Source organism: Paenibacillus harenae DSM 16969 (assembly GCF_000422465.1).
In the GTDB taxonomy this organism is placed as follows: Bacteria; Bacillota; Bacilli; order Paenibacillales; family Paenibacillaceae; genus Pristimantibacillus; species Pristimantibacillus harenae.
Genome location: NZ_AULV01000026.1, coordinates 1 through 14,588, shown reverse-complemented (window position 1 = coordinate 14,588; position 14,588 = coordinate 1). Strand labels below are relative to the sequence as shown.

The following is a 14,588-nucleotide window of genomic DNA, read 5'->3' as shown; positions in this document are numbered from 1 at the left end:
TAGACGTAAGCCAATGACGAAATTCATTGGTCAATTCGCTCAGGCAGCCCAAATCGCGAAAATAATGGCGTATGAATGAAGTTTTGAACGTGCAGGATTTGATTTTCTTTGGTTTCGATGACGTGGATGCCCCAGGGTACCAGGCCAGAGCCCTCTTTGCCCGGCATATACTGGGCCAACGCCGGATAACCGCCATTCACCGTAATGGGCACAAATCGCGAACCTTCGCAATGCCAGCGAGTAAGCGAATAGAAGGCGGACAAATCTTCCTTGCCGCGGATCCACATCTCGAAGGGCGGCATCGACATGCAGCCTTCCTCGTGGAACAACGCGACGAGCGCAGCAATATCGAATTGCTCGAAGGCCTCCACATACTGGGACAGCAGATGCTGCTCCGGTTGAACGTCCATGCTGCTGAGCTCATCCGAGCGAAGCTGCGCCCGGTCCATCGTCTCTCGGGCTCTTTGCAAGGCGCTGTTCACCGCTGCCGGCGACATCGCCAACGTTTCCGCGATCTGCTTGGAGGACCATTCAAATACATCCTTCAAAATGAGTACCGCGCGCTGCCGCGGAGGCAAGGTCTGCAGGAGAGCGATGAAGCACAGTTGAAGGGTATCTCTGCGGACGAGCCGATCCTCCGGATTGCCCCCAAAGTCGGGAGACGGCCAGATCCAGGCAGAGTCCGGCAGAGTGTCGCGCGGCTCGACGATGGCGACGGCCGGGTCGAACAGGTCAACGGGAAGCGCGCGGCGTTTGGATTGTCTCAGCTTGTCCAAGCACAGGTTGGAGGCAATCCGATAGACCCAAGTTTTGAACGAGGAATCCTGTCTGAACGTGCTCCAGCTCTGCCAGACCCGAATACTCGTCTCCTGAACGGCATCGTCCGCATCGTCCATGGAGCCTAGCATTCGGTAACAGAACGAGGTTAAGCCCGGCTTCAAGCTTGTAAATAATGGTTCGTCAAATGCGGTCTCGTTCATCGCGGCCTCCCTTAACGATCTCCCCGAAGGGTAGTACCTTCATTATATGCAATGAAGCGGACAGCCTCAATCCGAATAAATAGGCAGGATTTAGTATTCATGGATAAAAATTTAGCGCGATCGTACTAATAATTCATTAACCAATAAATTAACCCTTGTCTATACTTTAGAAATAATTCGCAATACCTCACACCAGGACCTGAATACTGAAGCTGCCCGTTAGCTTAAAAAACGGCAGCCAGCTTCATGCCGACTGCCGTTCCCGATGATCATTGGAATGTGCAATATTATTTCCCATTCAAATGATAGATTAGTTGCACAACGCCAGAGGAGAACGTTCTTGTATTAACCATTTTTAAATTCAACCTCTGTTTTATATCAATAAATAACGGTTTTCCTTCTCCCAAAATAACTGGGTGAACAGATAATCTAAATTCATCAACAAGCCCCAAATTGATAAAAGTCGTTATCAGACTTGCTCCACCATAAAGCCAGATGTCTTTACCGGGCTTAGTCTTTAATTCATTTACTTCTTCAAGAATATTTTCATTTATGAATATTGCTTTATTATCAGTCCCTTTTTGTGTCCTCGAAAACACATATTTCTCTTTACTGTGAACTAATCCCCAAATTTCTTTTTCAGAATCAGTATGTTCATTTTCTGGAGTAAATTGTCCCCATAAATCATAGCTTTTTCTTCCATAAAAAATAGTATCAATTTGATTTAAGAAATCAATAAACCCCATCTCAGAGTCCATAATACACCAATCAACTTCCCCATTTTTCCCTTCAATAAACCCATCTAAAGTAACAGCTAAATCTAAAATTATTCTTCGTTTCATGATTTGTTACTCCTTTCGTTGATCTACCACCTATTATAGACCTTTAATATGTCACCTTGTGTCATATTAATAACAGAAAGGATATCTTTTTAACTATGCTGCCCATTAGCACAACAAACCACCGAGTTTATCACCGGCAGCCTGTTTTGATCTTTGTTATGAAGCTATCGTTCTCCGTCGTATTATGAGGTCAGCCAGTTATTACTGGTTGACCACTTTTTATTTTGGTGGTGTATTTGTCAGTAGCCGGGGCAGATCGGTCGTTCCCCTGGGTCCGTAACCCGTCGCTAAAACTGATCGCCCCCTACTTGTAGAAACCATGTTTAAGCTGGTTGAGACGAACAGATCTCGCATATTCAGCACAACCAAAATGGTCTTATGCAGCTTCTAGACGTCATTACCGACGTGCAGATTAAAGCTGAACAAGCCCCGATTGTTATTTTGGAATCCACGGGACACTATCACCAGGCCGTCATCCAGTATCTAGAGGAACACGGCATTTTGTTCTTAGTCGTAAATCCTCTCATTTCACATCAAGCCAAGAAATCAAGTCTACGCAAAGTGAAAACAGATGCGGTTGATGCCTTTCGGCTATGTGAACTGTATTACAAAGAGGAATTTGAAGACCATAAACAACGTGGCGTTCAATTATTGAATCTTAGACATTTAACACGTCAGTATGACTCTCTTACGCAAATGTATGTACAGGTAAAACTGCAGTTCCAAGCCGTCTTAGATCAGGTCTTCCCGGACTACAGAGGTATCTTCGGTGATCTCTATTCAAGAGTTTCGCTACAACTTCTTAAGCAATTTACGACTCCTACAGCCTATCTAGTTGCTGGAGAAGCGAATATGCCCATGCAATTTCATGCCTCTGCCCAAGTCGCTCTGATCGCTGGGCTGGAGAAAAAGCAATTCTTATCGTTGCAGCTGCAGCAAACAATCCTTTTCAGAAAGTAAGCTATAGCAGCCATCTGATAAGCTTAGCGTTATACATCGATTTACTCCTTCAGTACCAAGAGCACCTTTCCCACCTACGAAGTCAGATTGATGCTCTTGCTGAAGAAGTTGAAGCGTATCAGATTATCCAATCGATACCCGGTATAGGAGGCAAAATCGCTGCAACGATTCTGTCTGAGATCGGGGAGATCCATCGGTTTAATCACGCTAAAAAGCTGGTTGCTTTCGCAGGGATTGACCCTAGTGTTTACGCTTCAGGTAAGTTCACAGCGACCAGCAATCGCATTACCAAACGTGGTTCAAAGAAGCTACGACACGCCTTGTATCTCGCCGTTTTGTGCGGTCTTAGGAAAACAGGCAGTAAGAGATTACGTGAGTTTTACGACAAGAAGCGTGAATCAGGAAAGCCTTATCGCGTTGCTCTGATTGCGTGTGTTTACAAGCTTCTGCACTGGATTTATGCATTATTAGTGAAGCAAGAAACCTTTGTCGACTTAGCTTAATTAGCATATTTATCATTCAAACGAAAAACCTTCCAGCAAATGCAGAGAAGGTTCTTTAGCACGCCTATTTTTAGTATACTGCCATTGCCAACTTAATTTAAGAGAAAAATGTTGACAAGATATTAGCTGGTTTTAGCAACAAACAGTCGATCGATCTGACCGGCTGCCGTCGCTATCTGTATCCTGGTACAGCAATAGAAACCGTTGTAAAGTAGAAATACCTCTTCTCAAGTTCCTGGTTTTCAGGCGGCATTTCTAAAAACTCCTCTGAGTTCATGATTTCCTCCGTAATAACACCTTCTCTCCAAAAAGTGAGTTGGCGTTCTGGGAAAATATACATGTATCCCAATTCTGATTCGGAATCTCTGATGTATTTGGTGTCTTTATCAATCTCAAAAACCAATTCGTCGGTCTTCGTTGTAAACACATCTATGCCATTATAAAGACATGGAATATGGAAAAGTCCAGCATATGCTGGGTTTACCACCTCGATAAACTTCACTTTATTATTCGAATCATACTCAAAATTCACGAATAGCTCTTCCATAATACTTTCATTATAAGCTTGATTGGCCCTACGCCAGTGGGCATGAGTTACAAATGTTTCTTTTACCTCCGATTCACTCATTCCTAATTTAAAAGGACCTATTCCGACGAATGGTGTAATAACAATTGAATCCATTAGTTTCCTCCCTTTAATGATCTAGCACAAAATTCAGTTATTACTTGTACCATTTATGTGAGTTAAATTCCTCTGGGATATCTTGTTCAACCAGGATCATCAAACCCTATGTCATAAATTCAAGGTAACTACTAAATTATCCCGCCAAATAGCTTAATAACGCAATAAAGAGTAGTTGCCGCGGCAGCAAACTACTCCTCATGGTTAAACCAAAGTACCGGGGGCTGCCATGCGGTAGCCCTTCGGTATTGAACTATCGTACCCGTTTAGCTTAATCAATTTTCAACCAAGGTTCACTTTTCCAGAGAGACTTCCTAGCAACAAAAATTGTGTTTTCATTAATGTTAAAGAACATTTCAGTAGGATAAACCTCATATTTATGAGACAAATATCTAGGCAGGATGGCTGCATCAAATTCCCACATGCCTTCTTTTTCTCCACATATTAATGCTTCCCAAGGTCTTCCATCCGTAGCTTCGTTTGTGAAGTACACACCGCTTTCTTTAAACTCTTTTGAAAATTTATTAATCATTACCCATATGAGGGCTTTGTGTTCATCTTTTAGCTGTCCAATTCGATTTTCAATATCTACTGTCAAGAATAGTAAACTAACTTCTAACCAAATATCTTGGAGTTCTTTTCTTTCCTCTGGGGCCCACCCTGTCACATATGGGCGAATATGAAGTTGATAACCATCATTATTAAAAAGCTGTTCTTCCGCTTCACCACCAACCCACAGAGTATGTAAGAGTTCCCAATCCTGTTCTGTTGTGAAGTATTTAGAATCAAGCCCCAGAGAGTTTAATACTTCAGCAAATTGCTTTATAACGTCCTTGAAAATTTCCGGGTTACTCTTGATGTAAGTCTGTATTTGAGAATATTCGGACATTAAAACACCTCTTCGCTGGTTACTAATACCCCATCATTATTATCCTATTTCGGGGTAATCACTAAACAATCCTGCCGTTAGCTGAGCGAAGGGGCTACTGCGTGACAACCCCTTTGGAGCTGAACTATCGTCCCCTTCTCTTAGCTTTTCATAGTTATAAAGGAAAAAACCTGAAAACTCCATTATTAGCCCCTCCTTAATAAGCCCTGTATAATTCTCATGAAGTTTGAACCAAAATCGGTTTTCAAAGGGAGCCTGCCCAGCTCCCCCATTGCTTATTTCGTCTGAAATATTCTCCCTGTTTTTATCCAAATAAACCCATCCTCCTGACTCGGATTTATATGTTAAATCATCATTCTTTTCATAAAGATGCAAAAGCTCGCCTCTTGAAGGATTCTCTATCGCATGGGTTTTGGCACCAAACTCGAATATTATTTCATCACCGAGTTTATTGACTTTTTCTAAAACAATTGTTGTACTATGCATTTCAATGACAACATGGTTAAGCAATATTTCCCCTTCTTCATCAGGAATCCATTCTTCCTTTAATGGAAGTTGAAATGAAACTCCACGTTCACTAATTGTCGTTTCATATCCCCGTTCATCGATAATATCCTTAACCATCTGTTCTTCGTTAAGTAATATGGAGCAGGCAGATATAACGACAAATATTATTAACAAATTAAGAACTGACACTAACTGCTTTGTTGTTTTCATTTCCTATCCCCCCCAACTCACAGTACCATATATATGGGAACAAGAAAGTAACAAATACATTAAACTAACCTGCCAGATCGTTCAGTGATGCGTGCCAAAAGCAAAAAAGCGATGGATCGGTTCCATCGCCGCGCTATCGTGTCCCGTTAGTTGGATGATTTATCATTCTTTGTGTCCCACTTTATGTTTCTATTCCAGTCTTTCCATTCTTGCTTTACTTTCGTTACCAACCATTCTCCGCCAATTGTACATGTTTCCTCATGAGTAAAATAAATAATCCAATCCATTTGCTTCGAAAACCAGAAACCTTCGTTGTAACATTCAAAAAAGTATGGGTCACTGTTCCAGAAAAGCTGTTTTGCGTCTTGGGTTAAAGCATTTTCATAGCAATGTTCTTTTCCTGCCCAATATTCATAAATGTCTGTAACTCCATGTCTAATAAGACCATTTTTCAAAAAATCAATCTTTAACTCATCGTTTATATAAGGAAAGCCAAACGCAATTACATCATCTCTATTCGTTTGAGCCAAAGGATACCAATAATAATCTAAAATGTTCCAAAGAGAGTTTAGTTGTTCCTTTAAGAGTAATGATTCTTCAAGTTGAAGTTGCTTCTTTATCATAAAGACCGTTCCTTTATTTTCCGATTTTCTCAATCTTCTCAGATATTCTTTTAGCATACAATTTGGTTATAGTTTCACCCTATCCTGCCAGTTACTGCAAAGAAATAGAAGCAGCTACCGCGGCGGTCTGCTCACTGATCTGATTCAACTTACCCGTTAGCAATGACCCAACTAAAAGAATGTCCATGCCTTAGTCCCGATGTTGGATATGCGCTTCTAAGCTATTTTCAAGACTGCCAATTTCCATGCGTCCAAAATGCTTCTTTTCCCTCTGTTATGATAATTGCACTAGATTAATAGTGCAACGGGCAGATCAATAGATTTCCGTAATATGGTAAATTCAAGGTAGATCAAAGATAGGAGTGAAGATTGATGAAACTACGGTTTATGCTTTTGGTTTACGGGTTTCTGATGCTGACGCTGCTTCTGCCCTTTCAGGCAGCCGCCGCCGAGTCCGTTTCCATAGTGGAAGCAGAGAGTTCGAAATCGGGTGTAACGATGGTTGCAGGAGGGAGCGCTCATACTCTCACTCTCCAAAATGACAGGACCGTATGGGCGTGGGGTTCGAATTGGAACGGTGAACTGGGCGACGGGACTACAAATGTACGATTGACTCCCATTCAGGTAAAAGACCTCGAAGAGGTGGTTGCCGTAGCTGCAGGATGGGGTCATAGTCTCGCTCTTAAAGAGGACGGAACCGTATGGGCGTGGGGAAGGAATGACGTCGCCCAATTGGGCGACGGGACCACAAATAATCGTTTGACTCCCGTTCAGGTGCAAGGTCTCAGTTCGGTAGTCGCAATCTCTGCGGGCCTTAATCATAATTTGGCTCTAAAGAGCGACGGGACGGTCTGGGCGTGGGGATTGAATTTTTCTGGCCAATTGGGCGATGGAACGAGGCTCAACTATCGTTCAGTTCCGGTTCAGGTGCAAGGTCTCGATTCGGTGACCGCCATTGCTGCGAACGGTTCGCATAGTTTGGCGGTCAAAGCCGACGGAACCGTATGGGCATGGGGAAGTAATGTCAGTGGTGAATTAGGCATTGGATACTCCGAAGAGAATCGATTGACTCCCGTTCAGGTGCAAGATCTCAGTTCGGTAATCGCTGTCACTGCGGGCCTTGATCATAATTTGGCAATCAAAAGCGACGGAACCGTATGGGCTTGGGGGGAGATTTACTTTCGCCAACTCGAAGATGGTACGGATACGATTTCTTACACTCCTGTTCAAGTACAGGGTCTCAGTTCAGTAGTCGCTATTGCATCAGGTTCTAATCATAGTTTGGCAGTCAAAAGCGATGATACCTTCTGGGTGTGGGGAGATAATTGGGCGGGCCAACTCGGCGATGGAACAAGGACAGCGCGTTATACTCCCGTACAAGTTCAAGGACTTGGCGAATCCAGTCCTGAAGCGCCAGAGTGGCCTTCGGGCGACGTGCTGACGGTTACCGATGTGACCTATAACAGCGTACAGCTGAATTGGCATCCGGCGACGGATGAAACGGGTGTAGACAAATACTTGGTATACCAAGACAATACGCTGCTAGATACCCTGAGCGGGGACGTGAACAGCTATGAAGTGAAGGGGTTGTCCCCAAAGACGTCCTACCTCCTTTCATTGGTCGCCGTTGATGCCGATGACAATCAAAGTGTGAAAAAAGAAGTGACGGCCACTACTGCAGCATATACGGCTCCCGTCTCTTTTCAGCTTTCCGATTCCAAAACTTATTCATACGGCGGATCTATTTATGAGTATTCGTTATATTACGGGTACGTTTCTTCTCCAGGCCAAGTGTTGAGTGGATCTTGGACCCCCCCTAAAGGCTATCATGGGGTCGTTAAGGTCTCCATGGGTTCTCCGGAAGGGGAAAATTATGATCTTAGTCTGGAGACCGTGGGCGAGGGTAACCGATTGCCGGAAGATACGACGATACTTACAAATGGTACCGAGTACAGTGCTGCCGGGTTGCCCGAAGGTTACACTGCAGAGTGGAGAGTTAAGGGACATACGGACAATGATTATAGTCCGGATAAGAAGGTTTTCGTCTATGTGAGCATCAAATATGACAATCACTGAAGATTATTACTCTGTTTACGGAACTTAATGGTCGGCCGCGGAATCACCCCGCGGCCTTCTTTGCACCCCCGACCAACAAACGATTGAATGCTGCCCGTTAATAGAGAAAACGGCAGCCACTTCTGGCTGCCGTCTCTTACGATTATTCAGCTATCGTACCCGTTCAACATGTCCACACTTAATTGTCCTTTGCAATAATCAAAACCGTTTATAAGCTGGAATTATCATCAAGACTATTAGTCAAAACAATGTAGATAATCAAGGATGCAGGCATTGTCAAAATAAAAATTAATCTAATGCTAAACGAAGAAATGCCAAAGAATTCTGCAATACCTCCACAAACTCCTTGTATGGATTTATCACGTGAAGACCTTTTCAGTTTATTCTTATGCAAAGGAACCCCCCTCATAAATCGACTTTATATAATCATCTGTTCATTTTTAACACATATTGGAACTACACTTTCCGTTACTTCAACGACAATAAGGAAGCAGGCGCCACTGCAAACTTCTCCCTAGACCATTTAACTCCCGTACTCCGTTAGCGCAACAGGGCCACCGATCATGCCGGCAGCCTGTTGTTAATCGTACAATCGTTATACGAAAGGTGCGTAATCCCTTTGAAATGATAATTTTGTCTCCTCGTATGTCGGTATTTCGAGTAGTTCCACTCTTTCAATATCCAAATTAAAAAAATCCATGGCAAGTATTTTTATGCTTTTCTCAATTTCATTTGTATCCCAATATTTTGATAACTTCGACCACATATAAATGTAAGTAGGTTTATGACCTTTATCATTTATTGGGGCATAATGGTCAACTTGATACGCTAGATCCTCTTTATCCCTCGGATATATATAACTGTAAACAATATCCTTATTTCCTCTTATGAATTTTTCAATTTCATCGCAAAATTTTCTATCTTCTATTTTATCAAGTTCGTTGTTTAATAAGTTAATGATACAAGGTTCAGTTAAAAGATCAAAATGCCCTAGAAAAATGTTTTTTTCTTTATCCGAGAATAGTGTAATTTCATCGTTACAGCTTTTGTCGCAGAATCCATATACTCCATACCAAAATAACCAATGTCGAACAAGAACATATATAGTATTCGTTATAATCCATCCTTTCTTCTTATTACTTAGTAAGTGAGGATGTCCTTACAAAGGCATCCTCATCTCATTTTTAATCAACTCTCGTATCCATTAGCGTTAACAATCATCTGAGGTGCTAATTGTACTATTTTATCGAAATAAGAAATATAGGAGCATTCCAATTACCAGCACACAAGTTCCGATTAAACTGGGATAACCAACAATGGCTCTTCCCAAGCGGTAATGAAAATGGCTATTCGCATTTTTGCGAATGTCCTCGGGAAGTTCTGGTTTAGATGATTTATTTTCTATTCGTAACCCCTCCCACTCTTTTAGCAATCCTTATTTTTTATTCGAGTAACTGATTAAGCATTCCTCCCCGTAGGTGAGCGAAGGCTGCCACATGACGCTATCGTTCCTCGTTACTTCAATGAATCATCTGTTTCCGCAATAGTCTTGACATTGTGAACACAACCCGATGTAAATAAACAAACGTATTCTCATCACTACCGTGATATAGATTTGCTAGGATGGTTTTCGTCCCCAATTCGTCCCTATAAAATAATATTCATGTTTCCGCACTCCACATGTGTCGTATGCGGATACATATCGTCTTAGGATTAATCTGTTATAATCCGTATGAACCTTGATCTAATGGGCTTTTCGTCAATGGGCTTACGTTCTAAAAGGCTTCATTCCGCTCGTTTCTGTTGATGTTTTACATCAATTTACATCAGCCTCGTCCTGATGTGATGCGCCGAACGTCATTGAGGTCGCCGTCGACTCTAATAGTGAAAAAGAAATTTAAGCCCGTCTGCATCAACGTTGACTAAGCTCGCATCGTTGCTAGAGAGATTCACCTGAGGATATATTCTAAAAACGAATCCCGCCGGTTACTCGGCGGGATTCTTATTTTCCAATAAATTAAAATCAAAAAGTGGGAAGGTTATCTAAATTGTTCCCGTCAAATCCGTCCGGTTCACTGCGAATGATATCGCGTCCATATTTGTGGAACACATCTACATGCGCCAATTTTCCACTTTTCGCATCGTCTAAAGCAGTTATATAATCGAGTTCTCTACCGGATGCCGTCATAAAAGCAATAATGTCCCCGTCCTCATTCTTTCGTACGGCTACAATTTGTTCTTTACCGGGTTCCGCTTTAATTTCTTGAGCAGCACCTTGCTGACCCTCTTGGCGATATTGGTTGTAAATTTCCTCAAAGTTTGAATTGCTATTGTAATTGATGTTTGGCATATTCGCACACCTCCACGGTGTATGATCCCCATTTAGCTGGATGCGCATACACGTTCTGGTAGAACAAAATGACGAGCTGCTAAGAATAATCATGGTTGATCAAATTTATTGCATTTGAAATGCCTTGTGCATAACTTCCGATCACGGCAAGACCCAAGGTGATGGAGTTATGTTGCAAATAACAGGTGACATGGCTCACAACGATTGATACAGCCGACTCCTAATGGAAGCCACTTCACCTTCCTATTCCACGACACTTTCGGTCTTATGCTGTGGGCGCTGCAGAAAAAGTCCGAGCGCGACCGCTAGTCCGAGAAATACGGCGAAGAACCGGAAACCGATGTTCGAAGCATGGATAAGAGCGTCCTTCGATTCAACTGATTGCCCGGCTCCAGTCCCGGCTAATAGCTTAGAAGCGAGATCCGACTGGACGACCAACTGAACAACTGCAAGCACAAGCGCCTGACTAATTGCCCGGCACATGTTGTATACAGTCCAGAACATGCCGGATGCGGAACCAGCTTGCTCTTGCGGAGCGGCCGACAGCACTGCTTTTGCAAGTGATGGCCAGGAAAGTCCTGTAGCGGCGGAAATGATCGTAAGCGGGATAATGACCGCCATCGTCGACAGTTGGGAACCAAGCTGCCCAAGCATCAGGAGCGAGAGCCCGATTAGGAATGAGCCTAGCAAAATCATTTTTGCGGGACCGTAACGGTCGGCCAGCTTACCGCCGAATGGAGCTGTGAACAACTGGGGAACGGATAACGGGATTAACATGAGTCCCGATTCCAATGGATTGAGCTCGTGAACACCTTGCAAATACAAGGTCAATAGAATGGTGACGGCGAAGTAACCGATACAGTAGCTCATCGTGATGCCGAGTCCTATTGAATAATTCCGATAAGCAAATAGGCTCAGATGAAACAACGGATGCCGTACCTTCATCTCAATCCATATGAATGTAATCCCTAGGATCGCCGCTGTTACGATCAGTCCGAGCGTTCTCCCCGATGCCCATCCCCATGAGTGGCCCTCAGACAAAGCGATGAGCAGAGCAGTAAGACCTGCACTGAATGTAAGCATACCTGGCCAATCCGTCTTAGCCTTCTCGCCCTCAATATTCTCCCGTATAAAAAAAATTCCGGCGGCCAATCCGATGACACCGATCGGAACGACCGAATAGAACATGGAGCGCCATCCGAATTCGCCGATTAATGCTCCCCCGACAACGGGACCGATGAGCGAGCCGGTAACCCATGCCATATTGTTGATGCCAAGAGCGACACCAAGTTCATTGGAAGGAAATGTCCGTATCAAGATTGGCGTGGATGCCGCCATCGCCATGGCGGCACCGCTGCCTTGCAGCAGCCGGGCCGCAATCAGCGCTTCGCCGGACCCTGCCATACCGCAAAGCGCAGTAGCGAGCGTAAACAGAGCGAATCCGCCTAGAAAAATGCGTTTCGTTCCATACATATCCGACCATCGACCGGCAGGAAGAAGAAAAACGGTGCTTGTGATGTAGAACGAAGTAATCGTCCACATCCCCGTATCGATCGAAAGATGCAATTCCCGCATTAGCTGCGGTAACCCAGTGATCACGATCGTCGCGTCCAGATTTGTAATGAATGATACCAGTGTGACCACGAATAATACGGACCATTTGCCGGGCTGAATCATTTTCGTCATTCTGTTTTCTCCAATGCGGCCCTTTTCTTCTCATGGCTCAGCAGCCATTCCTTCCGCGACACGCCTCCCCCGTAACCGCCCAAATCGCCATTGGAGTTAATCACACGGTGACATGGAATTACAATCGCCAGCTGGTTGGCGCCGTTTGCTTGCGCGACGGCGCGATAAGCGTTCGGCTTTTCGACCGCCGTCGCAATATCCGCATACGATGCTGTCCGGCCCAGCGGAATCTTTCGTAATTGCTCCCAGACTTTCTCCTGAAAAGGCGACCCCATCGTCATCAGCGGCGTTTTGAATTCGGTTAACCTGCCTTCAAAATAATCGTTTAACTCACTTTCAATCGAACGGATCGGCGACGTACAACCTGGAATAACCGCTGATGCAGTCCTTCGCCTGAGACGTTCGACCTCGCGTTCCAACCCCCGTCGTTCTACGAATTCGAGCAGAAAAAGCGCTTTTTCGTCTGCTACCGCAATCATTGGACCAAGCCTCGTATCCAGCCATGATGCCTTTAAAATCCGATGGTTCCCAATATGTGCGGGTGCCGCACCCATAATGCGGGAGAACGCGTCCCTGAAGCCGCTGCCGGATTCGTAGCCGGCTGTAATCTGGGCTTCGATGACCGAACTACCTGTCCGGATATGCTTTAGAGCAATTCCCACGCGCCGCGCTCTTGCATACTCGACAAACGTCATGCCGAACCGCTTCTTGAACTGTCGGCGCGCCGTTGACGCATCAACGGATAATTGGCGAAAGTCTTCATCCGTCCATCGCCGCTCCGGATTTTCCTCGACCGCGTCGACAAGCTTTCGAACAAGCTCCGAAACATGGTTGGGATGAGACAACGGTCGGCACCGTTGGCAGGGGCGAAACGAAGCCAGAAGGGCTTCCTTGGCCGTCCCGTAAAATTCGCAATTCTCGAATTTGGGTTTTCTTGCAGGACATGTCGGCCGGCAGAATACCCCGGTTGTCTTGACTCCGACATAGAAGATGCCTTCGTACTCGGAATTTTTGTCGATAAGCGCACGGTAATATTCGTTTTTTCTATCGGAAAGTATCATTCTACTCCTCCTTATGCAGTTTCGTTTTCATTCATTTTTAAGGAACCGCAAATATGATTATATCGCCTTCCGAAAATACCAGCGCCGAAAATCGAGCATTGATTTTTTCATGCTCAACATTTGTTCCAAATAACAATCGTCCCGTATTTTTCTCATAATTGCGGGATTGATTGGGATTTAGCTTAGGCGGCTATGAACCACAAGCAAGAAACACGCGCTGATTGCTTGGAAAGGTCAGCATGGTGAAGTAAGCCCATGAATCACTTCGCGCAAAAGCATGGGGTCAAAGCCGGAATGAAGCTCGATACTGATCTCACCGGTATGAAGGATTAGAGAAGGAGCAGGAGAAACGCCGCCAGTTGGATCTACAGTGGCAAGTGGTACAAACTGTACGGGAGAAGTCTTTAGATCTGGAGTAGTTGAGGATGATACACGCTTTATTTTGTACAGCCAATATTTCAATTGTTCGACAGAACAATGATTTGCGGAGCACCAAGCTTTCATCGTGAGTCCACTTGCCCGATAGGCTGCTATACGTGTGTGCCAATCTTGTCTGCGTTGTTCTTTGGCATTCATGAGTTACCCTCCCTGTTCAGGTTAATCTCATGATCTCATAGCTAGGTTAGTAGTTGAAGGTGTGGAGAGTTTGACGCTTACAGTGCAACTGCGGATGCCTGAGCGACAGCACCCGGTGATCGAGCACAGTGTCGAGCCTTGCGCCGATCGTCTTTTTGTTGATCTCAAAAGGCAGCCGCGCTGCGGCGCTGAAGCACCGGACCGACGCCGTGCGGATCACGATTCCACCGGGCGCTTTAGACGCAAGCTCAGCAGTGCCGGTTACGGAGACGACCGATTCCAGGCTAAGCGGTGTTTCGGCGAGCTCCCCTCGAGGACGCATTGTATGATTCCGCTCCGGTCGCGCACGTGCATAAAGGCAAGCTGGCCGAGATGGCGAATGCTATGAACCCATCCGTGTATGGTTACGGGATGCCCCATATGTTCGAAGACATGGGCGCAAAGCACACGGACTTGCTTGGTTGAATGAGTTTCCATGAGTAAACACTCCCTTTATTAAAAGGGGTACTGCGTAGTACGAAGTTGTTGTTGTTGTCATCGTCACCGTCGTCCAAACATCGATCTAAATAACGATGGTACAGCTGAATATAGCATACCTATTGGGTTGACGAGGAATTCCTACCGCGTTACCGGATTAGAAACT

At 44.7% G+C, this 14,588-nt stretch carries 14 protein-coding genes and 1 pseudogene; 3 read left to right on the top strand and 12 right to left on the bottom strand.

Features of this window, described 5'->3' with window-relative positions; genetic code table 11:
* Positions 1 to 23: 23 nt before the first annotated feature.
* Positions 24 to 980: a sigma-70 family RNA polymerase sigma factor gene (locus tag H581_RS0109400; protein ID WP_028609792.1), complete on the bottom strand. Its 957-nt coding sequence runs from the start codon at positions 978 to 980 to the stop codon at positions 24 to 26.
* A 287-nt stretch (positions 981 to 1,267) separates the two neighbouring features.
* Positions 1,268 to 1,822 (bottom strand): dihydrofolate reductase family protein, encoded by a 555-nt coding sequence (locus H581_RS0109395; RefSeq protein WP_028609791.1) that lies wholly within the window; start codon positions 1,820 to 1,822, stop codon positions 1,268 to 1,270.
* A gap of 354 nt (positions 1,823 to 2,176) precedes the next feature.
* Here H581_RS0109395 and H581_RS38825 point away from each other — a divergent pair.
* A pseudogene (locus tag H581_RS38825) lies at positions 2,177 to 3,285 on the top strand (IS110 family RNA-guided transposase); the annotation flags it as partial.
* A 172-nt stretch (positions 3,286 to 3,457) separates the two neighbouring features.
* Here the strand turns inward: H581_RS38825 and H581_RS0109385 are convergent.
* The 4 genes from H581_RS0109385 to H581_RS0109370 all read right to left on the bottom strand — a co-directional run bounded on the left by H581_RS0109385 (position 3,458) and on the right by H581_RS0109370 (position 6,196).
* On the bottom strand, positions 3,458 to 3,967 hold the full coding sequence (locus H581_RS0109385) for a hypothetical protein (protein WP_028609790.1): 510 nt from the start codon (positions 3,965 to 3,967) through the stop codon (positions 3,458 to 3,460).
* A gap of 271 nt (positions 3,968 to 4,238) precedes the next feature.
* Positions 4,239 to 4,856, bottom strand: a complete 618-nt coding sequence (locus H581_RS0109380) for a hypothetical protein (protein WP_028609789.1) — start codon at positions 4,854 to 4,856, stop codon at positions 4,239 to 4,241.
* A gap of 39 nt (positions 4,857 to 4,895) precedes the next feature.
* Entirely contained in the window at positions 4,896 to 5,573 is a 678-nt protein-coding gene (locus H581_RS0109375; RefSeq protein WP_028609788.1) for a hypothetical protein, read from the bottom strand.
* 146 nt (positions 5,574 to 5,719) lie between these two features.
* Positions 5,720 to 6,196: a hypothetical protein gene (locus H581_RS0109370; protein ID WP_028609787.1), complete on the bottom strand. Its 477-nt coding sequence runs from the start codon at positions 6,194 to 6,196 to the stop codon at positions 5,720 to 5,722.
* Positions 6,197 to 6,568: 372 nt separating this feature from the next.
* Between H581_RS0109370 and H581_RS36335 the strand changes: the two genes are divergently transcribed.
* Positions 6,569 to 8,272, top strand: a complete 1,704-nt coding sequence (locus H581_RS36335) for an RCC1 domain-containing protein (protein WP_051250606.1) — start codon at positions 6,569 to 6,571, stop codon at positions 8,270 to 8,272.
* 208 nt (positions 8,273 to 8,480) lie between these two features.
* On the opposite strand, the gene H581_RS37015 is transcribed toward H581_RS36335, so the two are convergent.
* The 5 genes from H581_RS37015 to tnpA form a co-directional block, all read right to left on the bottom strand.
* Positions 8,481 to 8,681, bottom strand: a complete 201-nt coding sequence (locus H581_RS37015) for a PspC domain-containing protein (RefSeq protein ID WP_084134519.1) — start codon at positions 8,679 to 8,681, stop codon at positions 8,481 to 8,483.
* A gap of 1,614 nt (positions 8,682 to 10,295) precedes the next feature.
* Entirely contained in the window at positions 10,296 to 10,622 is a 327-nt protein-coding gene (locus H581_RS0109360; protein WP_028609786.1) for a DUF3892 domain-containing protein, read from the bottom strand.
* Positions 10,623 to 10,865: 243 nt separating this feature from the next.
* Complete coding sequence (locus tag H581_RS0109355) at positions 10,866 to 12,308, bottom strand: MFS transporter (RefSeq protein ID WP_028609785.1); 1,443 nt, start codon at positions 12,306 to 12,308, stop codon at positions 10,866 to 10,868.
* Positions 12,305 to 13,369 carry a bifunctional transcriptional activator/DNA repair enzyme AdaA gene (locus H581_RS0109350; RefSeq protein ID WP_028609784.1) on the bottom strand — a complete coding sequence of 355 codons (1,065 nt, stop codon included), beginning with the start codon at positions 13,367 to 13,369 and terminating at the stop codon, positions 12,305 to 12,307. The genes H581_RS0109355 and H581_RS0109350 overlap by 4 nt, the downstream gene beginning before the upstream one ends.
* Positions 13,370 to 13,603: 234 nt before the next feature.
* A complete protein-coding gene (tnpA, locus tag H581_RS37010; RefSeq protein WP_084134518.1) occupies positions 13,604 to 13,945 on the bottom strand; it encodes an IS66 family insertion sequence element accessory protein TnpA in 342 nt (113 codons plus the stop codon).
* Positions 13,946 to 14,073: 128 nt separating this feature from the next.
* Here tnpA and H581_RS38320 point away from each other — a divergent pair, with 128 nt between their 5' ends.
* The gene (locus H581_RS38320) at positions 14,074 to 14,274 is read left to right on the top strand and encodes a hypothetical protein (protein ID WP_036718420.1); all 201 of its coding nucleotides are present in this window, start codon (positions 14,074 to 14,076) and stop codon (positions 14,272 to 14,274) included.
* Here H581_RS38320 and H581_RS39620 read toward each other — a convergent pair.
* Positions 14,207 to 14,365 (bottom strand): OB-fold nucleic acid binding domain-containing protein, encoded by a 159-nt coding sequence (locus H581_RS39620; RefSeq protein ID WP_425414592.1) that lies wholly within the window; start codon positions 14,363 to 14,365, stop codon positions 14,207 to 14,209. The two genes, H581_RS38320 and H581_RS39620, sit on opposite strands and share 68 nt — an antisense overlap.
* Between the last annotated feature and the right edge of the window lie 223 nt (positions 14,366 to 14,588).